This is a genomic window from Deinococcus fonticola (genome assembly GCF_004634215.1).
GTDB classification, from domain to species: domain Bacteria; phylum Deinococcota; class Deinococci; order Deinococcales; family Deinococcaceae; genus Deinococcus; species Deinococcus fonticola.
In genome coordinates this window covers 131,480-153,818 of the sequence record NZ_SMMH01000002.1, presented here as the reverse complement: position 1 = coordinate 153,818, position 22,339 = coordinate 131,480, and the positions used below count along the sequence as shown (strand labels likewise).

The window sequence follows — 22,339 nt, the reverse complement described above, 5'->3', positions numbered from 1 at the left end:
TCGTCTGACAGCCACGTGAGAGAGGCGGCGGCCCCATCCGGCATGATGAAAGGCATGACTTCTCCCGGGCAAGTGTGGGCGCATGTGGGCCAGCCCTTCCAGGCCGCAGAATTCGACGTAGTGGTGGTCGGGGCGGGCCGCATGGGCGCGGCGCTGGCGCTGTTCCTGCGCCGGCTCGCGCCGCACCTCTCGCTTCTCATGGTCGAGGAAGGCGGCCTGCCGAACGAGGAAGGTGCGACCATCCTGGCCCCCGGCCTGTGGACGACGCTGGATCTGCCCCAGCGGGCCCAGTGGTCACAGCAAGACCAGTGGTTGGAGCAGGCACAGTGGTTGGAGCAAGCGCAGTGGACGCGCGAGCAGCTAGCCTCGGCGTTCGGGGACATGCCTTTCGAGCCCTGCCCCCTGATCGAACTGTGCGCCTCTCCCCTGCCCGGTCATGACCACAGCCCACAAGGAGGCCAGCCCTCGGCAGCTGTCCCCTATGAAAGCACCGCCGAACTGGCGCGTGAATTCCCGGTGCTCAGGGAACTGGCGAACCTGGAGGCTTTGCCGCTGGCGCGCGTCGACCGGCAGGCCGCGCTCTACCGCCCTGCCAGTGTGGCGCTGAACGCCGCGCAGCAGGCCGTGCGGCTGGGCGCGAACCTGCTGCTGAACACCCGCGCCCGCCTGAAACACGCGCCAGGCCCGCAGGTCATGCTGGAGCGCCTGACCGTCACGAATACCCACCAGATCGTGACGCACGAGGTCAAGGTGGTGCGGGCCAGGCACATCGTCGTGGCGGCGGGCGCAGGCGGGCCGCCGCTGCTGGAACATGGCCTGGGTGTTCATACACAGCATGGCCGCGCCTACCAGCAGTACCCGCGCCTGAACCTGCCCAGCCCGCCCGGCACGCCCGCCGTGCGCGTGAGCGGCCTGACCTTACGCCCCCAGCACGGCGCCTTCACGCTGATTCCGCGGCTGCACCACCGCGACCCGCACGGCTACCAGCCCACTGGTGGGCACCTGACGGGCGTGCCCACCGGCCTGCGCCGCGAGGTGCTCGAAGACCTGGTGAACCTGATGGACGCCCTGCCCGCCCTGGCCGGCCCGCACCTTCAGGTGGGCCGCAGCCTCAGCGACCTGCCTGGCGCGTGGGTCACGCTGGTGCGCGGCGACCCGCAGGCCCCGCCTGTGTGGGAAACCCCCGCGCCCGGCCATCACCTGCTGCTGGGCGGCCCGCACGCCGACACCCTGGGCCTGGCCGTCGCGCACGACCTGGCCCAGCATCTGGCATCTATGTCCTGACCAGAACACTGCACGTGCGCGGCGAGAGCATGCTGAAGCTGGTCGTCTCTCCGGCGACGTGGTGGCCATTCGCCCGGCGGAAACCGCGCAGAACGCTGGTGCTTCTGCCCAGAGCCAATCAACGACCGCGCCTCACCAATGCCCCGTGGCAACGCAAGCCCCCCTGCCTTGCGGGGAGGGGGGTGGGTTCACGGGCAGCTCAACCGCTCAGTTCTACCAATTCAGATTTCCCGAACGTCCCAGTTCAGGCCCAGATCCTTGGTGTCCTCGTTGGGGTCTTTCCCGGCCACGAGGGCGTAGGCGGCCTTCTCGGGCGTGAGGTAGGTGTCCATGACGCGCTTCAGGTCGTCGAGGGTCACTTTCAGGAGCCTGGCTTTGTACGCTTCCTGAACCTCGGGCGTGTACCCGGCCTGATCGCCGTAGAAACGCATGCGGCCTATGGTGTCGGGGCTGGTGAGGGGATCGAGGGTCTTGCTGGCCCCCAGAATGGCTTCGGTAAGGGCGCGCTCGGTGAGTTCGGTGTTCAGGTACTGCCGGGCGTCGCGGTATGTCTGGTAGGTGCGGGCAATGTTAGGGTCGCGGTAGCTGGAGTAGCTGAAATTGCCGCTCCTGGTATCGAAGCTGGCGGCGGCGCCATAGGCCCCACCTTTCTCGCGGATCTCTTTGAGAAGGTAGTTGCTTCTCAGGAGGCGCGAGAGAACGAGCAGGGCGGGACTGTCGGGGTGGGTGTACGGCACGGTCAGGTAGGCGGCGGCGTTGAAGGCCACGGGGCTGTCGGTGGTGCGGGCCTGCGGGGTGCGGCCAGCGAGGCCAGGCTGCGGCCGGCCGACCGGGGCGTCGCCGTGGAATTCCTGCGTAATAGACGTGAGGTCGAGCCCAATGTCTTCGGGCAGGGCAGTGAGACACAGCAGCGGCTGGCCACGCAGAAGCAGCTCGGTAACGCGCCCGAATTTGCCGAGCAGATCGTTCAGACGGGCGTTCAGGTCACCCGCCTGCCCTTCGGCCCCTTCCACGATGCCTTTCAGGGTGGCCAGGGCGGTGAGGCCGCCGAGGCGTTCGTCGAGGGCGGCGCTGGGGCTGACCTGAGCGCTGGCGAGGCGGTCGGCGTAGGCGTTGCCGCTCTGCACGACGCTGGCTTTCATTCCGGCGAGGCGTTGTTCGAGGAGTTGCCGCAGGCGTTCCTGGTCAAATTCTGGTTTGGCAATGACGTCGTGCAGGATGTTCACGAGTTCGCCGGCGTTGCGGGCCAGGGCCTTGCCGCTGAAGGTCAGGGCCAGGCGGTTGCGGTTCAGGTCGTCGGGGGCCGTGCCGACGCTGACGCTGGCGCTGATGCCGCCGGTGCTGGCCTCGATGCGGCGGGCGAGTTGCACGTAGTCCTGTCCGGCGGCTCCGCTGCGGGTGACGGCGAAGGCGTACAGGGGCAGGATGTCCAGCAGGTCGGCGGGCAGGTCAGGGAGTTTCACCTGCACGTCGAGGTAACTGAGGCCCCCGGTGGGTTGCGGCACCCGTCCAACAAGGGCGCGTCCTTCGTGTGATGTCGTGTATTCGGGCCGGGCGACTTTCGCGGGAACATCTGCCAGCGAGAGGGTGGGCAGCACGTCCGGGCTGCTTTCCTGGCCCTGGAGCTCCTTGAGGTTCAGGCTCTCGCGGACGATGCGGGCGCGGTCTTCGTCGGTGAAGTCCTTGCTGAGTTGCCTGACGAGTTCCGCTTCGGCCTGCTCGGTGCGGGCGGCCAGCTCGGGGTCGGGCGTGACGACCAGGGTGACGCGGTGGGGGTTGTCCAGCAACTCATGCTGGATCATGGGTTCAAAGACCTTGCCGCCTTTCAGGTCGGCGCGAAGTTTCGTGAGTTCGGCGTCGAGGCGCAGGCCCGTGACCGGGTCGCCGCCGTACAGCCACGGCCCCAGCAGGCGGAACATCACTTGCAGGGCATACGGATACCCGGCGTTGCTGACTTCCTTCTGCTGAATTTCGAACTGGTGCAGGCTGGCTTCGATGAGGGCCGGGTCGATGCCCTGTGTGGCGATGCCCTTCAGGGTGTTCAGGACGAGGTTCTCGACTTCTTCGGCCTTGCCGCTGCTGAGGCCTTTCAACCCCACGGCGAAGGCGCCTTCGCGGAAGCTGTCGCGGTAGCCGCTCAGGTCAGCCAGCGCCGACCCCACGCCGGACTCGATCAGCGGGCGGGTCAGCGGCGCAGCGGGGTTGCCGAGCAGCACGTCACTCAGCACGCTCCAGCGCAGGTTCACATCCGGGTTGCTGGAGTACCCCAGCTTCCACGCCAGCAGCACCTGACCGCCGCGCTCGGTGTCGCTGCCGGGGTAGGTGATCTCCTCGCGGCGCGGCGCACCGAAGCTGGCCTGATCCGGGATGCTGACGTCAAGTTCCTGCGGCTGAAACTGGCTCATGACGTGTTCCTCGATGGCGTTCAGCACGCGCCTCAAGTCCTGGTTGCCGTAACTGTAGAAGAACGCGTTACTGGGGTGGTAGTGCGCCGCGTGGAAAGCCCGCAGGCCCTCGTAGGTCAGGTTGGGGATGTGCTCGGGGGCGCCGCCGCTGTTCTGCGCGTACGTCAGGTCCGGGTACAGCGCCTTGCCGAAGGCCCGCCACATCACGCTGCCGGGCGAGGCCATGGCGCCTTTCATCTCGTTGTACACCACGCCCTGCAATTTCAGGGGGGTGCCAGGGTCGTCGGGCGTCTCGAACTCGAAGCGGTGGCCGTCCTGGCGGAAACTCTCGTAGCGCATCAGGGGAAAAAACGTCGCGTCGAGGTACACCGACAGCAGGTTGAAGTAATCCTGTTCGTTGCGCGTGCTGAAGGGATAGGTCGTCCAGTCGCTCGCCGTCATGGCGTTCATGAATGTGTTCAACGAACGCGGAATCATGGCGAAGAAGGGGTCTGCCACCGGATACTTCTGCGACCCCATCAGCACCGTGTGTTCCAGAATGTGCGCCACGCCGGTGCTGTCTTTCGGCACGGTAGGAAAGGTCACGCCGAACGCCAGGTTGTCGTCGTCACGGGCCACGTGGGCGTGACGTGCGCCGTTCTCGTGGCGCAGCAGCAGCAGCTTGCCGCTCATTTCCGGCAGGGCCTCCACGCGCTCGACGGTGTAGCGGCCCAGGGTCTCCCCGGCAGCAGGAAGTTTCGTTTTCATCATGGTCATGACGTGCAGGATAGCGCCGAAGTTGAAACGCCTATGTAACGCCTGGCGGCGGATGATGCCCGCGTAACCCACAGCGGTTTCCCCAGGAGGATCTATGAAAAAAGCTGCTTTGCTCGCTGCCCTCTTCATCCTGCCCGCCGCGCTACCTGCCGCACTGGCCGCGCCCGTGACCCTGACGCTCAACGGGCAACCCACCACCCTGAACACCACCGTGCTGGGCGGGAAAACCTACATTCTGCTCGATGACCTGAAAAAGGCCCTGACCGGCGCGGGCGGCGCCAACCAGAAGGCCAGCGTGGAGGGCTGCGTGGGCGAGTGGCTGTTCAATGGCATCGTGCGCATGCGTGTCACCAAGGTCGAAGTGACCCACCAGGACAAGGGGGACGCCTACCCCGGGTACGCCATCACCGCCGAATTCAAGAACGGCGTGAACGAAACCATCACCCTGGACGATGTGGGGCTGGTCTACAACAACGCCAAGACTGTCACCTTCGCCGACGGCAATTCCTGGAGCGACAGCCGGGCGGGCGGCTGGCAGGACAAGACCTATGCCAAGATTCAGCAGGGCGGCGGCACCGTGATGAATTTCCGCATCTATTCCGAGGAACAGTACCAGACCGGGCAGCCCGTCCCGGCGCCGCAGAAATTCCTGGTGGAAGTCAAGAACAAGTCCGGCAGCACCAAGGCCCGCTACACGGTTCCGGACCCCAGTTTCCGGGTGAACCTGACCTGCCGGAAGTGACCGGCGTGGCGTTCAGCGTCTGAGCTGCCGGATCAGGTGCCGCAGTTCCTTCAGCCGCTCCGGGGGGGCCGCCGGGCCATAGCGCAGCAGGTTGAAGCGCTCGGCGATCTCCCGCAGGGTCTTTTCCAGCGCCGGATACTGCTGGGCCGCGCGCTGGGCGTAGGCACTCGCCGTTTCACCGGGCTGGCGCGGCAGTTTCAGTTTCTCGCTCAGGTCGAAGAGGGCTGCCTGGGCGGGATCGCCGGGGCGGGCACTGCGGCGCACCAGGGCAAAAATGGGCAGCAGGACAAGCAGGACGCCCACCAGCAGCGCCAGCATGTAAGGCGCGGAACCCACGCCGCTGACCCCCAGGCGCGAGAGCAGGGTGCGTTGCTGTTCGCCGTCGTACCCGGCGACCCAGTTGTTCCAGTTGTTCTGAAAGGCGTCGAAGCGCAGGGCCAGTTGCTGCCAGGTGCTGCGGGGCCGGGCAGTGGTGGCGTTCGGCTGGCTCAGGGCCGTGCCCAGGTTCGTGTTCACGCGGGCGGGCGCGATCAGGGCGGTCGGGTCGACGCGCACCCAGCCCTGGCCGGCCAGCCACACTTCGGTCCAGGCGTGCGCGTCCTGCTGCCGCACGATCAGGTAATCGCCGGCCGGGTTCAGCTCACCGCCCTGATACCCGCCGACCACGCGAGCGGGCACGCCAGCCGAGCGCATCAGGAACGCGAAGGCGCTGGCGTAATGCTCGCAGAAGCCGGTTCTGGAGCCGAACAGAAAAGCGTCGATACGGTTGTCCTGCGGCAGGGTGGGCGGGTCGAGGGTGTACGTGAAGCCCCCACGGGCCAGGTACTCGCTGGCCCTGCGCACGCGCTCGGCGGGCGGCAGCGAGCGCCACGGCGCCGCCAGGGCGGTGGCGCGGGGGTTCTGGCCAGCCGGCAGGAACAGGTTCAATTCCAGGCGGCGGGGATCCTCGCGGCGTCCGGTTCGGGCCACCTGACTCTGCAGTTCGTACCGGGTGCGCTGGGCAGCGGGGCGGAAGGTGGCGGCCTGAAACCCGGTGGTGATCAGGGAGTTCGGCGGCACCTGCGTCACGCTTTCCAGGGCCAGCAGCCAGGGTTTGCCGCTGGGTTCCAGGGTCAGGGCGTAACGGTAGGCGGCGTTGCGGGTGGTCTCGATGGAGGGCGGCGCAAAAGTAAAACTGGCCCGCAGGGCCTGCGTCCATTTCACGCCGTCGTACTCCTCGTACACCGGGCCGCGCCAGTACCGCTCGGCGGACGGCGGAACCGCGCCCCCCCCGAAATCGGCGCGGAAAGCCACGGAATTGTCCTTGGCGAGGTTGCTGTATTCCCCGGCGTTGATCTCGTCGGACAGGCCCGTCCTGTTCTGCTGAAGGGGCAGGCGCCACAGCGGGCCGTCCGGACGGGGAAAAAACGAGAACAGCAGCGCGGCCACGGGCGTGGCGAGCAACATCAGGCGACCCACCTGACGCCACGCTTGCCCCTGCCAGACTGGGCCGGCCCAGGTGGCCGGGTTGACCCAGCGGGCCGCGGCGCTCAGCAGCAGCGCACTGGCGACCACGACCTGCACGGCGGTCACGGGCCCCTGCGAGTGAAAGAAATGCGTGATGAGGAGGAACAGCCCCAGCAGGGACAGCAGTTTCGCGTCGCGGTAGGTGCGCGTCTCGGCGGCCTTCAGGGCCAGCAGCACGGCCAGCAAGGCGGTTCCGGCCTGCTGGCCCAGCAGCGTGCCGAAACTGGCGTTCAGGCCCGCGCCCGCCAGCAACGCACTCAGCAGCAGGGCCAGCGGGGGAACGTGTGGCAGGCGGCGGCGCGGGTCGACCTGCAGGGCGGCGTACCCCAGCACCCCCGCCAGCAGCGCCCACACCCACGCGGGCCACTGCGGCAGGCCGGGCAGTAGCGAGAACGCCAGGGCCAGGAACGAGAACCGCAGCGCCCCCGCTGGCAACACATCCGGTTGACGTGGGGCGAAGGGCCTCCGGGCTTCTTCTTCTTGATCTCGCGACGGTTGAGGCAAGGGCCTGACCTGCGCCAGAGCGTTCAGGGCGGCGCGCACCTGGCCCTCTCCCTGCCCCGTGTTGAGGGTGAAAGCCGGCAGATTCATGGAGAAGGGCAACTTTTGTTGCTGCGCGTGCGCCACCCACGCGGCCAGACGGGACACACGGGACTCGACCGTGCCAGCGCCGGCCGTCTCGTTCCAGTCGAGGTTCAGACCCTCTCCGGCGGGCGCGTCGAATTCACGGGTCAGGAGTGTTCCGGTGCGGGCCACGTGCTTCCACGAGATCAGGCGCGGCGAGTCGCCCGGCTGGTAGGCCCGCACGCCAGCGAACTCGTCGTGTCCCCTGGTGCGCTGAACCGCGTCGCCCGTTCCCGTGACCTTCAGGGTTCGGGGCGTGGGCGCGTTCGCTTCCGCTCTGGGCGTGACCAGCACGGCCTCCGAGTCCGGGGCGGGCAGGCTGGCGTGCCACAGGCCCAGGGTATCCACCGCGGCCACCTGCACCCCTGTCAGGTGAAGCGGGCCACGCACCGGCGCGGGAACCGGCAGGGACAGGTGCAGCAACTCGTCTGGACGGGCCACGCCGCTGCCCTGCAAGGGTTTGCCCGCCACGCCGCCCTGTGTCGGCCGGGCCAGAACTCTGACATTGCCGGCGGGGCCGAGTTGCTGCACCTGTACCGTGAACGCCAGCTTTTCTCCCACTGCCGCCTGCGCGGGCGGCAGGACAGTCACGCCCAGCAGGCGCACGGCCCGTAAAGCCTGCGCCGCCGTGATGATCCACACGCCGCCCAGCAGGAAGGTCAGGCCGTAGCCCAGGCTCAGGCTGTAATTGATGCACCCGATCAGCGTGAGCAATACCAGCCCAAAGAACGCCGTGCCCAGCCGGGTGGGGCGGAGCCGGACGCCAGCCGGGCGGGTCACGGAATGGGCGTGTCGCGCAGCAGGGCCGCCATGACGCTGCGGATATCCGCGCCGGGATCACGCAGGGGCAGGCGGTGGGCGGCCAGCGAACCGAAGACCGCCTGCACATCCTCCGGCAGCACCATCTGCCGCCCAGCCAGGAAGGCCCAGGCCCGCGCCGCCGCCAGCAGGGCCAGCAGGGCGCGGGGACTCAGGCCAGTGACCAGCGCCGGGTGCTCACGGGTGGCGCGGGCCAGCAGTTGCAGGTAATCCAGCAGCGCCGGGGCGGCGTGCACCCGGTCGACCTCGGCCTGCGCGGCGAGCAGCATGGGGCCGCTGAGCACGGCGGGCAGGTCACGCACGCGCTGACCACGCCCGCCGGTTTCCAGCAGGGTGCGCTCGGCGCGCACGTCCGGGTAACCCAGCGTAATGGTCATCAAAAAACGGTCGAGCTGCGCTTCGGGCAAAGGGGACGTGCCCACGAAGGCCGCCGGGTTCTGCGTGGCGATCACGAAAAACGGGCTGGGCAGGGGCCGGGTGACGCCGCCTTCACTGACCTGGCCTTCCTCCATGGCTTCCAGCAGGGCGCCCTGTGTGCGCGGCGTGGCGCGGTTGATCTCGTCGGCCAGCAGCACCTCGGAGAAAATGGGGCCGGGTTGAAAGTGAAATTCGCGTGTGTTCGCGTCCCAGATGCTGACGCCCAGCAGGTCGCCCGGCAGCAGGTCGGACGTGAACTGCACCCGGCGAAACCCGAGCCCCAGCGTACGCGACAGGGCGTGCGCCAGCGTGGTCTTCCCTACCCCCGGTTGATCCTCGATCAGCAGGTGCCCGCGCGCCAGAATGCACGCCAGCGCCAGCCTGATCTGGTGGCCTTTGCCCAGAATCACGTCGTCCAGTTGCGCCGCCGCGTGCTGGAGCCGCTCGACAGACGGGGTCGTGACTGGCAGGGTCGTGAGGGAGGAGGCCGTCATCCCGTCCATGCTAGGCATTCCCTTCTGACAGAAGTGGGACAGGAACAGCACCCCTGGGCGGCGTAGAGGCGACCAGACCAGAATGCCCCTGACACGAAAATCCGCGCGGCCCTCACCCTCACGCCCCGCGTGGGCGGCTGAGCACCTGCAGGTCATCAAGGACAATCGCGGCGGCCTTCTCGCCGCTTTCCATGGCCCCCTGAATGCCGCTCATGCTGGTCACCTCACTCGCCAGAACGACGCCGGGCAGGTCAGTGGCGTGACCGGGCAGGGTGCTGGCGTACTCGGGCGGTTGCGGGTATTGCGCGAAGGGAAGGCGTTCCACCTTAAGGGTGCGCAGGCGCTGCACGTCCAGTGAGCCGTACCAGCGCGAGAGTTCAGCGCGGATGCGGGCGTCTAACGCCTGGTTATCCAGTTCGGGGAGGCCCAGCACCGCGACGACCAGCAGGTGCTGCCCGGCCGGGGCGCGTTCCGGCACGGCGTTGCTGAGCCAGTGGGCGTTGTGAATCAGGCCACCGTCCAGATTCAGGATCAGGCGTTCCTGGTCGTCCAGCCGCGAGGGGCTGGCGTAGTACAGGTAGGTGCTGCTCACCTGGCCACGCGCCGTGTCCGCCTGGGTGAGGTGCGCGGCGGTGTCGGCGTCGGTGGCGACGATCACGTGGTCGGCGTCCAGTTCCCCCGCTGACGTGACCACCGTGACGTGGCGCCCGTGGGGCAGCAGGCGGGTGACGCGCACGCCGGTGCTGACGTCGAGCCCCGTAGCGAGTTGCGCAGGAATGGCCCCCATGCCGCGCCGGGGCAGGGCCACGCCGCCGTCCATCAGCATGCGGAAGTAATAGCGGAACAGCCGCGCCGACGTGCTCAGATCACGCTTCAGAAAAATGCCCCCGAAGAAAGGACGGAAGAAGTGGTCGAGGGCGGCGTCACTGAAGCCCTGGCGTTTCAGGTACTGCTCGGTGCTCTCGTCCGGGCCACGCAGCAGTTGCCACGGCTCCGGGCCGCGCAGTTGCAGGGCCAGTTTCGCCACGCGCCCCTTATCCAGCGCCGGCAACAGGTTCGTTCTGAGGGTGCTGAGCAGACCGCCCGGATCACGGATCGGGTCACCGATCACGTCCGCCTGGGCGCCGCGCCGCACCACCGCTGCCGAGGGCAAAGGCACCAGATCCAGCTCGGAAACGTTCAGCTGGCGCCGCACCGCCGGGTAAGCCGGGAACAGCACCTGATACCCGGCGTCCAGCGTGAACCCCTCTATCTCGTGCGTCCGGACGCGCCCGCCTATTTCCGTTGCCGCTTCCAGCACCCGCACCCGCTGCCCCGCCCGCGCCAGCACTCGCGCCGCCGTCAGGCCTGCCAGCCCCGCTCCTATCACCACCACATCCGCCATGCCCCCAGGGTAAAACGGCCAGGAAGCAGGACGCCGGAAAGTTAGCGTTGGGCCAAAACACACCAGTGAAGGGTTTTACTGGCGCGGCTCGTCCCAGGCTCCCTTGATGAGTTCGTAACTGCGTTTGCGGGCCTGCTGGTCGTGCGTCATGGTGGAGAGAATGAGTTCGTCGGCGTTCACGTCACGGGCCAGTGTGCGCAGGCGTTCCGTGACCACCTCGGGCGTTCCCGCGATAACCCGCGCGCGGGCCGCGTCGGCCACCGCCTGTTCCTGCGGAGTGTACGGGTAATCTCTGGCTTCCTGTACGCTGGGGTACTGGCCGACGGTTCCCAGCCGCAGCCGCAAAAACATCAGGCCGAAAGGCCGGGTCAGTTCGTCGGCCTCCTCCGGGGTATCGGCGCACAGGACGTTCGCCGCCACCATTACTTTGGGCTGCGGAAAGTCCGCCGAGGGCTGGAAGTTGCGGCGATACGTCTCGGCGGCCATGCGGGCCTGGGTGGTGTCGGGGTTGATATGCCACGCGAACGCCAGCCCCGCCCCCAGCTGCGCGGCGACGTGCGACCCGTATCCGCTGCTGCTCAGCATCCACAGCGGCGGAAAGAGGCCCGGCCCTTCCGGCGCGGCAATGATCCCGGCAAAGGGATGTCCGGCAGGATAGTGCCCGGTGCCAAAGGCCACCAGTTCCGCGACCTGCCGCTCGAAGGGTTCTTCCATCAGACCCGCGTTGCCCCGCAGGGCGTGCGCGGTGCGTCCGTCCGTGCCCGGCGCGCGGCCCAGGCCCAGATCGACGCGGCCCGGCGCGAGGGCCGAGAGCAGTTTGTACCCCTCGGCCACACTGAGGGGTGCGTGGTTCGGCAGCATCACGCCGCCGGAACCCAGCCGAATGGTGCTGGTGACCTGAGACGCCGCTGCCAGCACCGCGAGTGGCACGCTGGACGCCAGCCCCAGCATGTTGTGGTGCTCGGCCACCCAGTAACGCGAGTAGCCCAGGTGTTCGGCGTGCCGCACCAGACTCAGGGCGTCTTGCAGGGCGCCCGGCGCGTCCGAGCCGGAAGGAATGGGCAGCAGGTCAAGGACGGAAAGAGGCAGAGCCATAACGGCAGTGTGCTCCAGAGCACAGGTTCCAAAGGCGGTTCAGTTCACCAAAAAGGGTTTCAGCCGGGTGGCCCTCATGAAGTGAGGACGCTTGAGGAGACCGAAAAGAGCGGACAGACCATAGGCACTGGATTTGACTTTCCTGGCCGCGTTGGTGTCGGTGCAGCACTGATGTTGACCACCGTGTCCCCTTACCCTGGACAAATGTCCTGACCTAAATAAAATTGGAGGTTTAATCGTTTATCTTACAAGAACCTTACCTGTCACAGTGTTAAGAAAAGCAGGTGCTTCTTCACATAAAAGCTCATGTGAAGAAGTCCAGGAAACCTGCCTCTACCAGGAGACCTCATGAAAAAACAAGTCCTTGCCCTCGTTGCCGTAACCCTTGCCCTCGCCAGTTGCAGCCAGCAGCCCGATCATCACGCGGATTCCGGCGATGTGTTCACCCCGATTCACAGCCCGGCCAACCTGGAGCGTCAGACCCCCGACCTGAGCGTCGACCTGCGCAAAACGCCGCTGGCCTCCCTGAGCGCCGACCTGCGCGCGCGCCTGAGCACCGAGAAGATCGTGCGCGTCATTCTGCCCAACGGCAAGGCCGTCACTTACGCCAACACCGACGGTCACGTCGTGCTCGACGGCGACATGATCCTGGGCCACTCCGACAGCGCGGTCAAAATCATCGACGGGCTGGCCCGCAGTGGCGGTACCATCAACGGCCAGGGCTTATCGGAATTTGCTGCCGGCCGTGCCAACTGGGGCAAGACCATTCCTTATTTCTGGAACAACACCACCTTCACCAGCAGCCAGGTCAGCGTCCTGAACAGCGCCATCAGCCTCTGGAACCAGCAGATTGGCGACGCCGTGAAATGGCAATGGAATACCACGCCCTACAACAAGGTGCAGTTCGTCAACGGCGGCTCTGGCGCCTGCGGCTCCTCCTACGTCGGCATGATCGGCGGCACCCAACCCCTCACTATCGGGTGCTTCAACACCGGCACCGTCATCCACGAGATGGGCCACGCCGCCGGTCTGCACCATGAACACCAGCGCTGCGACCGCGACAGCTACGTCACAGTCGGCGGCACCGATACCACCAACTTTGGCCGCCTGTGCACCCGCTACCAGTACGGCAACTACGACTACGACTCGATCATGAACTACGGCGCCCCCTACGCCTACGCCAAGACCCCCGCCGGCCCCTACCAGGGCAACCCCGCGAACCTCGGTAGGGGCAGCAAGCTGAGCACCGGCGACATGTCCGCCCTGCGTGCCATCTACCCCAACAGCGGCACCACCGACCCGACCGATCCCCCGCCCCCCACCGGGGCCGTCACGTACACCGGCACGCTCGCCAGCGGCGGCTCCGCCGTGCATCCCTCCGGCGGCTTCAACTGGTACGGCGGCACCCTGAAGGCCACGCTGACCGGCCCCAGTGGCGCCGATTTCGACCTGTACCTCATGCAGAAGTACTCCGACGGCAACTGGTACACCATGGCCAAGCGCGACAGCCCCAGCGCCAGCGAATACATCGAAACCAGCCAGACCGCCGGCATCTACCGCTGGGCCGTCAAGAGCTACAGCGGCAGCGGCAGCTACACCCTGAACGCCACCAAGTAAAAGTAATAAACAGCCCGATTGAAGCCTATTGAAAAGAGACTTCAATCACCACAAGGAATAAAGTAGGGGTTTCGCCAAAGTTCCACCGCGAAACCCGTATCAGCTTCGGCTGGCCGGACAGTGCAGAGGCCGGTAAAGTGCATATTCAACCTCCGGCCATCGCTTTCAATCGGACGGGCCTAAACATCGCTCCGGCGGTCGAGGCAGCCACTCGACTATCTCTCCCAGGTCACCCGAGCGAAATACGGCGAAACCTGGGGGCCGGAGTTGCCGCCGACCATCAGGCAGGGCTGTCAAAATCGAACTGGAGGTGTCTACCAATGAACTGGACGCTTGAAGTGGTCGTCGTTCCGGTCTCTGATATCGATCAGGCCAAAGTGTTCTATGAGCAGGGCCTGGGCTTTCACCTTGACTTCGACCACCGCTGGGGAGAAACCTTCCGGGTGGTGCAGTTGACCCCACTCGGTTCTGGCTGTTCCATTCAGCTTGGCCAGGGTTTGACCTCCATGCCTGCTGGCTCGCTGCGGGGACTACAGCTGGTCGTCCGTGATCTGCGGGCGGCCCATGCTGAGCTGACCGGGGGCCAGGTTCCCGTTTCGGACATTCAGGTGTTCGACCGTTCAGGGGCGCAGCGCCCCGCGCAGGCGGACGACGACCTGAACAATGTGGGCTTCATGCACCTGAAAGACCCTGATGGAAACAGCTGGTCTGTCCAGCAGATCACCGACCGTCCCTGACGCCGCGCGTCATTGCCACAGCCAACGCTTGTCCGTTCTATTTAAGACACTTACGAGGTGGGGTGAATGTGCCATCTGTGGATTCACGACTTGATGAATCAGGCAGTTACTCCGGAAAGGCGAAAACCCCGCACCAGGCGGGGCTTTTTATTGGAGCCGAGGGTCAGAGTCGAACTGACGACCTACTGATTACGAACACAATGCGCGGAAGTTTCACGGGGTAAACGCTGGGCACTCACTTAGCGCAGTTTTACCGCTCTAGCGGGCATGATTCCGTTTTCTACGTTACGCCCAGTTCTAAGCGGTGACGGTAATTTAAGGCGGTGCGTTTGCAACCGGTTTGTAACGGAATGATACGCCCTTCACTAAAAATGTCTGGGCGAGTACACTGCACACATGAGCACCCCCCGCCCCCCTGCTGTCACCTCACGGTTAAATACCGGGGGTTATGGCGCGGCGGTGAGCATCTATGAGCGGCGGCAAATTAAGTACATAGGGGTAGATGCAAACGGCAAACGGGTCGAGCGGCTCACGCCCTGGGCGGGACCGTGCAAGGTGGCAGAGGGCACCGTGAGCGCTGACGGGTCGCTGAGCATTACCCCCCGCGCTTATGAACTGAGGCATTACCGCCGCGCTGTGATGCGCGGGGCCGGGGTGTACCGCTGGGGCCTCTGGGCGTTCCTGGGTGCCCGTCGAGCAACCGGGGCCCCGCTGCCGTTCAGTGTGCCCAGTGGTGAGCACGTTCAGCCGCACCGGGTCATTGTGCGAGGGCCTGACGTGCTGGCCCCTGAGCTGCCCCATGTAGATGTGGGCAGGGTTGCCCCAGGGCAGGGCCTAACACTTGCGGGGCAGCGTCAGCGAGCGGTGTACTACGCTCAGGCGGTCATGCGCGGGGCCGGGGTGTATCAGGCTGGCCTCTGGGCCATGCTCGCGGGCAAACGTGCCCAGACTGACCCCGCCCAGGCGGTCGAGGGGGCAGCGCTGGGGGTGAATAACGTTAACGGTCAAAAGCGTACCTATCGAGGGAGTGGGGTACACTTGGCGGCCCGTTACCGCGAGTTCATAGCGCTGAGATATAGGCGTTTTTTGCGCTCTATAGGTGGTGACTCGCACCCTCGAAGACTATCGAGACGCTCACAACTGCGTTCACTAGAACTCTCATTACCTCTGCTGACCTCGCTATCTCGCGAAGAATCGCGCTCGGCGACCTGTCAGCGGCCCCCCCGCCGTGCCCCCAGGCCGCTCTACAGTCGAGCCATACCCCCAGCGGCACCCCTCGCCCCCCCTGCCCTGTAAGTGCTGGCAGCGCTCGCTTCTGGCTTGAGCGCACCCCCCAGGCACTTACCCCTAGCGCTGCCCTGCTGACTTCACGCGGGGCACCCTGGGCGGCACTTACAGGCAGGTAAACCCATGACCGCGAGCAACATTAACCCCCTGACCGCACCCCCCCAGCGGGTCGGTAAACGTCAGCGTACAGACCTCACCCCCCAGCAACTCGACGCGCTCACCGTGTACGACGTGGTAGAAGCGGCGGCACATATGCGCGTGAGCCCTGCAAAAATCAGGGCAGAGATTCACGCGGGGCGGTTGGTCGCTGAGAATTACGGCACCCCAGCGCGGCCCCTGTACCGTATCCCCCGCGCAAACCTCGACGCATGGCGAGCGGCGGCCCGCACCGCCCAGAGCAGCGAGGGCAAATGAAAGGGCCCCGCTGGGCGGCGGGGCTGGGGCAGGCTGACGGGCTTACCCAGAGTCTAAACGAAGTGACCGCGAACGGGGCCGCGTGCATTTTCGTATTCCTAAAACGTCCCCTAAAACCCCTAAAACCTATTTCCTACTCACCCGGTTCTACTAAAACGCCGTCTAGCACGGCAAAAACAGTAGAAAAAAATGGGGAGGTTTTAGTAGAATCGGCACCCCCCCAAAACCCCCCTATAACCTCAGTTCTACTCGCTACTCAGTCGAGCACCCTACCCCCTGAACTGGGAAAAACTGCACCCAGCGGGCATAAACCGCTCACGCTGCCCCAGCGAGTAGAGGCGAGTAGCCCAGAGGTTTTAGGAGGGACGGTTTCTATTGACCGCTCGGTCAGTCAGGGCGGGCCGCTGCCCGTTATCCCGTTCACGCCTGACCCTGGGCGCGAGTACGCGGGGCTGTGCGAGTACGCGGCGAGCCTGGAAGCGTACCTAGAGCGCGAGCGGGCAGCGCTGCGGGCGACCGGTGAAGGGCGGGCCCTCGACGAACTGGGCCGCCTGCTGAGCGCCATGCTCGACCGTATCAGCGAGCTACACGCCCAGGGCGCACACTTGACCGGCACCGCTGGGGGTCAATCATGACCGCCGCGACCCTTGACCGTATCGCCCAGGCTGAGCAGCTCGCAAGCTGGGCAACCCTGGTAGGTGTACCCAAAGGCACCAAAGGCCCCAGGGCGACCGGCTGGAACTCTGACCCCGCCCAGTGGATAACCTCACCCAGCGCTGCCCGTGAATACCTGACCGCTCACCCTGGGGCCGGTGTGGGGTTGCTGCACAGTGAAAGTCAGACCGCCGCGCTCGACCTCGACCATGACGGGGCCGCGCTCGCGTTTAAGGCGGTGGGCATTGACCTGGGCGAGCTCATGGCGAGTAACCCTTACAAGGTCAGGGGGCGGCGGGGTGAAAAACCGCTCTACCGGGTGCCGCATGGCCTGAGCCTGAAAAACGTCTCTCTTGCGTGGCCTGACCCCAGCGGCAAGAAAGGCCCAGGCGGTCGAGTCAAGGGCGTGACTATTTTCGAGCTGCGCGGCGGCCCCGTTCAGGATGTGATGCCGCCCAGCATCCACCCAGACACCGGCAAGCCTTACACCTGGGTAGGCCCGGTGCCTGACTCGCTCGCTGACCTACCAGAACCGCCCCCTGAGCTGCTGAGACTCTGGGAACACTGGCAGGCCCTAGAGCCGGTTATGCGGGCCGCGTGCCCCTGGGCACCCTTAGACCTCGACGAAGTGACCGCCCCCAGCGAGCGCGACCTGAAACGGCTGGGCGGTGGCAGCGCTGAGGGCGGCTCAGTCATAGATCAGTTCAACGGGGCCTATTCACTCGCTGAGGTGCTGGGCGAGGCGGGGTATAAGGGCCCCCAGCGCGGCCCCTGGCTTTACCCAGGGTCGAGCAGCGGGCAGGCGGGGGTGAGACTCAGGCGCGAGCGTACCCCCAGGGGGGCTGAGGTGGTCATGAGCTGGCACACCGCCGACCCGCTGGGCGACCGTTTACCCCGTGACGCTTTCGCGGTCTGGGCACTCCTAGAGCACGAGGTAGACCTGTACACCGCGACCCCTGAGCAGCGCCGCGAGGTGGTGAAGAAAGCAGCGCGGCGGCTGGGGTTGCCTGAACCTCAGCGGGGCAGCGCTGAGGGCACCCAGGCCCCCAGCACGCCCCGCCCCGCTGCTGACCTGCCCCCGGTGAACTGGGGCGAGGTCACGCCCCTGCCCGCCCTGACTGAACCGGTGCCGCCGCTGCCCGTCGAGCTCTTACCGGCACCGCTGAGTGAGTGGATACAGGCAGAGGCGCGGGCCGCTGGGTTGCCCTTAGAGATGCTCGCGGGCCCCGTGTTGGTGGGGGCCGGTGGGATGCTCAGCGCGACCGTCAACCTCAGGAACACCCTGAACGCCCCAGCGCTGCCCGCTAACCTCTGGGGCGCGGTGTGCGGCCCGCCCAGCATCCGAAAAACGCACGCGGTCACAGTCGGGGCCGCCCCCCTGAACCACGCCCAGCGGGTCGAGTTTGAACGGCTCGACGCTGAGCGGGCGGGCCTGGAAACCGACCGGGTGAAAGCAGCGGCCCAGCTCGACGCCCTGGAAAATCAACTTAAACGGGCCCTGAAGGGCGGCCCTAAACCGCCTGAGATGCCCTCAGATGATGAACTGACCCAGGCACGCGAGGCCCTGAGCGCGGCTGAGCAGGCCCTTAAACCGCTGCGGTATGTGGTGAATGACCCAACCGTAGAGAAACTGGGCGAGATCATGCGGGATAACCCCCAGGGCGTCACGGTGGTACGTGATGAGCTGAGCGGGTGGCTCGCCGGGTTTGAGAAGGCGGGCCGCGAGCAGGAGCGGGCGTTTTACCTGGAAGCGGCAAACGGCACCGGGTCATATACGTTTGACCGGCTCACACGCGGCACCGTACACATTCCCCTGATGTGTGCCGGGGTGCTGGGCAGCATCCAACCGGGCCCGCTCGCTGAGGTGCTCGACGCCCAGCACGGGGCCGGTGACGGGCTCTTACAACGCTTTCAGGTGCTTATCTGGCCTGATACCCTGCCCGCGTTCAATCAGGCGGCCCAGCGCGAGCAGGTCAGCCCAGACTTACGCGAGGCGGCGGCGGCCCTGCTGAGCGACCTGGGCACCCTGACCCCTGAGGGGCTGGGCAGCACGTACCCCAGCGGGTCGCCCGCCCCGCTCAGGTACACCCCAGAGGCCCAGGCGGTGTACGACGCCTGGGAAGTCGAGCACGCGGCCCAGGTGCGCGACCTCAGTAAAGGCGAGGCTTACCGCGCTCACCTGGGCAAACAACCGGGCACGTTTGCGCGGCTCGCCCTGATCTTTCACGCGCTCGACGTGGCAGCGCTGGGGGTCGCGGCGCACCCTCACCCCGCCCAGGTGGGTGAGGAATCCGCCGCGCTCGCCTGGGCGTGGTGTGATTACCTGACCACGCACGCTAAAAAACTCTGGCGCGAGGGCCGCCGCCGTGACGTGCTCGACGCCCGCACCGTGCTCAGGGCCATTGAGCGGGGCCGCGTGCTCGACGGTCAGAAAATCGCAGATGCCCGCCGCGTGCTCGCTGAGCTGCGCGAGGGCATGAACGGCCCCAGGCTCGACGCGGCTCTAAAGGTGCTCACTGACTGCGGCGCGGTACGGGTCGAGGTCAGCACACCCAGCGGCGGCAAGTCAGGCGGGCGACCGGTCAAAACCCTACGGGTACACCCTGACGCTTTAACGGCCCTCGACGGGGCAGAGGATGAGGTGAGCGCATGACGTTTAGCTCACCGGCACTCGACCGCCTCAGGGCCGCCCGTGCCCAGGCTGGGGTAGATTCATCCACACCCAGCGCTGCCCAGGTCGCCCAGGTGGTCGAGGTCACACCGGCACCGCTGCCCGCACCTCGACCGCCGCGACCTGTACCGCCCCCCAGCTCACCGCCTGCTGAGCGGCCCGTGAGGGTGCCCCCCAAACCCAGGCCCAGCACCCCGCCCAGACCCCAGGCCACACCCAGCGCACCGCCTGAGGTCGAGGCCCCCAGGCCCCTGACGCTCGCGGGGTTGCCCCAGCACCTCGCCCGCATGGTCGAGCACGCCCAGCGGGGCGAGCTACCGGGCGGCGTTCACCTGCTGGCGGGCGGGTTGGTCATGGACTTAAACGGGTATGTGCTCGCCTGGGGCGAGTGCTGGCCCCGCGACCCTGCCCACATTCTCGACCGGCTGGGGCAGGCGTATGACGTACTGAGGTGGACTGATGAACAGAATTAACCCCGTCACCTGGGCGGTGCTCGATGTGTACGCGGGCACGGTCGAGGGTCAGACCGTCGAGCACCTGAACGCATTTGTACGCGAGCACGCCCCCAGGGGCCGCATGAAAAACACCGCCCGGATTACCGCTGAGGGCCTGGGGTGTCTCGACGCTCAGGGCAGGCTCACCGCGACCGGCTGGCAGGCGGCGCGGGCAGCGGTCGCCCGTCACCTGGGCAGCGCTGGGGGTCAGGCATGAGGGGCCATGACCTCGCGGCGGCGCTGCTGCGGGTGTATGCGCTCGCGCTCGCGGCCCAGGGGTACGGGGTGGCAGCGGGCGGCCTGCTCGCCCAGGCCCTCAGGCTGGAGAACCGCCCCCCCAGCGCTCCCCAGACTGACGCGCTGATTCTTGCCGGGTACGTCACCCCAGCGGGCCGCCTGACTGACGCGGGGCGGGCGGTGCTCGCCCAGGTGCTCGACGGTGCCCAGCATGAAAACTAAACGCCCTGCCCAGTTTGACCCCGTGCTCTGGGCGGTGCTGGGGCACGCGGGCCGCCTGGAAGTCATGGCCTTACACGCCCGCACCCCTGAGCGGCGCGAGCAACTCAGGCGGGCCGCCATGCAACACACCGCCCAGCAACTCGACCGGGCAGTGAAGAAACTAGAGCGAGTCACCCAGGAAAAGAGAGGCTCAGCGTATGAATACTGAAATTACAAAGCAAACTGACGCGGCCCAGGTGGTCGAGGTGTTACCCCCTGAGCCTGACCGGCGAGCGCTGAACGGGGTGACGCATGGCCTGACTGCTGAACATATCCCGCCGGGTGAGCGCGAGGGGTACGCCCAGCACGCCCAGCAAGTACGGGCCGCGACCGGTGCCCAGAATTACCTAGAGCAGCGACTAGCAGACCGGGCCGCGCTCGCCCTCTGGCGACTCGACCGGGTGGCGCGGTATGAGCAGGCCCAGGCGGGCAACCTCAGGCGGGCCGCCCTGGAGAAAATCAGCGAGGGGGCAACCTATGGCCCCGCCCAGTACGTCACCGCCGCGTATGCTCGCCTGTCTGACCTGATCGGGTACATGACCCCTGAGCAGCTCAGGGACGCCCAGCAAGTCGAGGATGAGGCCCAGGAACGCGACCGGAACGCGGCACACCTGACCCGCTGGGCTCAGGGGGGCAGCGCTGGGGGGCTCGACGAAAACGACGCGGCGGGCCTGGGGTGGATTCTCTTTGCGGCCCTGGGCGATAAGACGCACCGTGCCTATTCGGAGCGCAACTTAGCGCGGGCCATGCTGGGCCGCACGCCCAAACGCTCAGAGGTCGAGCAGTTACAAGAGTCAGACTGGGAATTTACCCCCAGCGACCTGCCGGGGATGCTCGACTATGCGCGAGCCCTCTGGGGCGACCGGGCAGGGGTGCGGCTTGAACTACTCGCTGAGAAAGAAAGCAGGAAAGCGGCCCAGATGCGCGAGGCATACCGCGAGGCTCAGGCGGCGGAACGTGACGCGCTCGCGCTGGCAGCGCTGCCCCCTGCTGAGCAGCTCGAAAAAATTACCCGTTACGAGGCCCATTTGGAACGGGTACTTTACCGGGCCCTGCATGACCTGGAAGCGGCCCGCCTGGGGCGTGAGGGTAAAGAGTCACCGGGGCCGGTGCGGGTGGTGCTCGACGGGCCCAGCGAGTAACCAAACGCCGCTTTAACTGTCAGTTGGTACACCCAGCGCTGCCCCAGGCCCTCACCGCCTGGGGTTTTCTCTTGCCCAGCACCTCGACCACGCGAGCACGGGGCGGTGAAAAAACTCAGGCCCCGCCCTGGGAATGGTAATAACTGAACGCTGAGCGGCCTGAGACAATGCCGAGAGGCTGGGAGATTCCGCCTATATAAATACCCTGCCTCACCCTCGCGGGGTGTTTCTGCTGTCTGGGTGCGGCTCTAAGGGTGGTGATAGAGGGGAGTGCATTTTTTATGCCCTGCCTGAAAGTTTGCCCGGTTTGGTGCCGGTTTGGTGACATTCTGGGCAGCGCTGGGTGTGTTTTCCCCTGTTTTCTCCCCTGAACTTTCCGCATTTTTCCCCAAAGTGACGGCAAACGGGCGAGTAATTGGCCCGGTCATGGTCGCCTGAGCCTGGGCAGCGCTGCCGTTGTTCGAGCAACTGTAGCAGGGTCAGACTTGGATCCAAAGTGTTTTAAGTTGCGCGGCTGTCTGGCCATCCTGGGGGAATGTTGCGCGGGGCCTTATCCTGAGCATATGGCGACCGGTCGAGGATATGAGCGCAAAGGCGACCCGTTCACCCTGAAGGTACTCAGGGGCGAGGGGCCGCCCTGCGTGCATCAGTACACGAAGCGGAACACGGGCCGGACTTACTTCACGCGGGTATGCGTGCACGAGTGCCTGAGGCTCGACGCGGTGAAGGTCGCCCAGGCCCTCAGGGAATACGCCCAGCACCTCAGCGCGGGGCAACCTGAGCCGGTCACGGTGCCCCAGGTGGTGAAGGCCCTGGGTGGTGTTCACTGGGACGCCCCCAGCGGTGCCGTCAACCTGTTCAGCAAACGTGAACCGGTCGAGCCGTCACCGGGGCGGGGGGCGGTGTTTGGCCTGCAACTGAGCGCGACCGGTGCCCCTGACGCTCGCGGGGTGCGGGTGTGGCTGACGTGCCCCAGGTGCTCGCGGCGGTGCGGGGTGCTGTACGCGGCCCCTTATGGCAGGGGGGGCGTTCTGCCCAGGGGTCAGTATGTGATGGGGTGCCGTGACTGCCTGGGCCTGACCGATGAAAGCAGGCAGCGGCGGGGCACGCCTGACTGGGCGACCGCTGTAACCGGTGAGCGTAGGTTCAGGGGCAACCCCTCAGGGTTTTACCGGTCGCGGTCATGGCTGACGCGGCACAAAGCTAACCGGGTGCTGATAAACGCTTACACGCGCATATTTAAGGGCCTGGGTTTACCCATGCCGGGAAGTGAGGAATAAGCCATGCTGAGCGCGGTTA

Annotated in this window: 18 protein-coding genes; 12 read left to right on the top strand and 6 right to left on the bottom strand. The window is 66.3% G+C overall.

Going from position 1 to position 22,339, the window contains the following annotated elements; all coding sequences use genetic code 11:
- The first annotated feature begins 54 nt into the window (after positions 1–54).
- Positions 55–1,284 (top strand): FAD-dependent oxidoreductase, encoded by a 1,230-nt coding sequence (locus E5Z01_RS02090; RefSeq protein ID WP_338069124.1) that lies wholly within the window; start codon positions 55–57, stop codon positions 1,282–1,284.
- Between the two features lie 221 nt (positions 1,285–1,505).
- On the opposite strand, the gene E5Z01_RS02085 is transcribed toward E5Z01_RS02090, so the two are convergent.
- Positions 1,506–4,445 (bottom strand): insulinase family protein, encoded by a 2,940-nt coding sequence (locus tag E5Z01_RS02085; protein WP_135227853.1) that lies wholly within the window; start codon positions 4,443–4,445, stop codon positions 1,506–1,508.
- A gap of 94 nt (positions 4,446–4,539) precedes the next feature.
- On the opposite strand from E5Z01_RS02085, the gene E5Z01_RS02080 reads away from it, so the two are divergent.
- Positions 4,540–5,187: a hypothetical protein gene (locus E5Z01_RS02080; protein ID WP_135227852.1), complete on the top strand. Its 648-nt coding sequence runs from the start codon at positions 4,540–4,542 to the stop codon at positions 5,185–5,187.
- A gap of 12 nt (positions 5,188–5,199) precedes the next feature.
- On the opposite strand, the gene E5Z01_RS02075 is transcribed toward E5Z01_RS02080, so the two are convergent.
- The 4 genes from E5Z01_RS02075 to E5Z01_RS02060 form a co-directional block, all read right to left on the bottom strand.
- Positions 5,200–8,097 carry a transglutaminaseTgpA domain-containing protein gene (locus E5Z01_RS02075; protein WP_135227851.1) on the bottom strand — a complete coding sequence of 966 codons (2,898 nt, stop codon included), beginning with the start codon at positions 8,095–8,097 and terminating at the stop codon, positions 5,200–5,202.
- Positions 8,094–9,047, bottom strand: a complete 954-nt coding sequence (locus tag E5Z01_RS02070) for an AAA family ATPase (protein WP_135227850.1) — start codon at positions 9,045–9,047, stop codon at positions 8,094–8,096. Before E5Z01_RS02070 ends, E5Z01_RS02075 begins: the two co-directional genes overlap by 4 nt.
- Positions 9,048–9,165: 118 nt before the next feature.
- On the bottom strand, positions 9,166–10,431 hold the full coding sequence (locus tag E5Z01_RS02065; RefSeq protein ID WP_135227849.1) for an NAD(P)/FAD-dependent oxidoreductase: 1,266 nt from the start codon (positions 10,429–10,431) through the stop codon (positions 9,166–9,168).
- A 75-nt stretch (positions 10,432–10,506) separates the two neighbouring features.
- Positions 10,507–11,526, bottom strand: coding sequence for an LLM class flavin-dependent oxidoreductase (locus tag E5Z01_RS02060; RefSeq protein ID WP_135227848.1), 1,020 nt, complete (start codon positions 11,524–11,526; stop codon positions 10,507–10,509).
- Positions 11,527–11,874: 348 nt separating this feature from the next.
- Here E5Z01_RS02060 and E5Z01_RS02055 point away from each other — a divergent pair, with 348 nt between their 5' ends.
- Both E5Z01_RS02055 and E5Z01_RS02050 read left to right on the top strand, forming a co-directional pair.
- Positions 11,875–13,143 carry a M12 family metallopeptidase gene (locus E5Z01_RS02055; protein WP_135227847.1) on the top strand — a complete coding sequence of 423 codons (1,269 nt, stop codon included), beginning with the start codon at positions 11,875–11,877 and terminating at the stop codon, positions 13,141–13,143.
- Positions 13,144–13,463: 320 nt separating this feature from the next.
- Positions 13,464–13,880: a VOC family protein gene (locus E5Z01_RS02050; protein WP_135227846.1), complete on the top strand. Its 417-nt coding sequence runs from the start codon at positions 13,464–13,466 to the stop codon at positions 13,878–13,880.
- Between the two features lie 834 nt (positions 13,881–14,714).
- On the opposite strand, the gene E5Z01_RS19365 is transcribed toward E5Z01_RS02050, so the two are convergent.
- Positions 14,715–14,888 carry a hypothetical protein gene (locus E5Z01_RS19365; RefSeq protein WP_167757720.1) on the bottom strand — a complete coding sequence of 58 codons (174 nt, stop codon included), beginning with the start codon at positions 14,886–14,888 and terminating at the stop codon, positions 14,715–14,717.
- 402 nt (positions 14,889–15,290) lie between these two features.
- Here E5Z01_RS19365 and E5Z01_RS02045 point away from each other — a divergent pair, with 402 nt between their 5' ends.
- From E5Z01_RS02045 to E5Z01_RS02005, 8 genes are all read left to right on the top strand, one after another.
- Entirely contained in the window at positions 15,291–15,581 is a 291-nt protein-coding gene (locus E5Z01_RS02045; protein ID WP_135227845.1) for a helix-turn-helix domain-containing protein, read from the top strand.
- Between the two features lie 631 nt (positions 15,582–16,212).
- On the top strand, positions 16,213–18,888 hold the full coding sequence (locus tag E5Z01_RS02035) for a DUF3987 domain-containing protein (protein WP_135227843.1): 2,676 nt from the start codon (positions 16,213–16,215) through the stop codon (positions 18,886–18,888).
- Entirely contained in the window at positions 18,885–19,379 is a 495-nt protein-coding gene (locus E5Z01_RS02030) for a hypothetical protein (RefSeq protein ID WP_135227842.1), read from the top strand. Before E5Z01_RS02035 ends, E5Z01_RS02030 begins: the two co-directional genes overlap by 4 nt.
- On the top strand, positions 19,366–19,617 hold the full coding sequence (locus E5Z01_RS02025; RefSeq protein ID WP_135227841.1) for a hypothetical protein: 252 nt from the start codon (positions 19,366–19,368) through the stop codon (positions 19,615–19,617). The genes E5Z01_RS02030 and E5Z01_RS02025 overlap by 14 nt, the downstream gene beginning before the upstream one ends.
- Positions 19,614–19,859: a hypothetical protein gene (locus E5Z01_RS02020; protein ID WP_135227840.1), complete on the top strand. Its 246-nt coding sequence runs from the start codon at positions 19,614–19,616 to the stop codon at positions 19,857–19,859. Before E5Z01_RS02025 ends, E5Z01_RS02020 begins: the two co-directional genes overlap by 4 nt.
- Positions 19,849–20,067, top strand: coding sequence for a hypothetical protein (locus E5Z01_RS02015; protein WP_135227839.1), 219 nt, complete (start codon positions 19,849–19,851; stop codon positions 20,065–20,067). Before E5Z01_RS02020 ends, E5Z01_RS02015 begins: the two co-directional genes overlap by 11 nt.
- Positions 20,057–21,040 (top strand): hypothetical protein, encoded by a 984-nt coding sequence (locus E5Z01_RS02010; RefSeq protein WP_135227838.1) that lies wholly within the window; start codon positions 20,057–20,059, stop codon positions 21,038–21,040. The genes E5Z01_RS02015 and E5Z01_RS02010 overlap by 11 nt, the downstream gene beginning before the upstream one ends.
- A 563-nt stretch (positions 21,041–21,603) precedes the next feature.
- The gene (locus E5Z01_RS02005) at positions 21,604–22,320 is read left to right on the top strand and encodes a hypothetical protein (protein ID WP_135227837.1); all 717 of its coding nucleotides are present in this window, start codon (positions 21,604–21,606) and stop codon (positions 22,318–22,320) included.
- Positions 22,321–22,339: the final 19 nt, after the last annotated feature.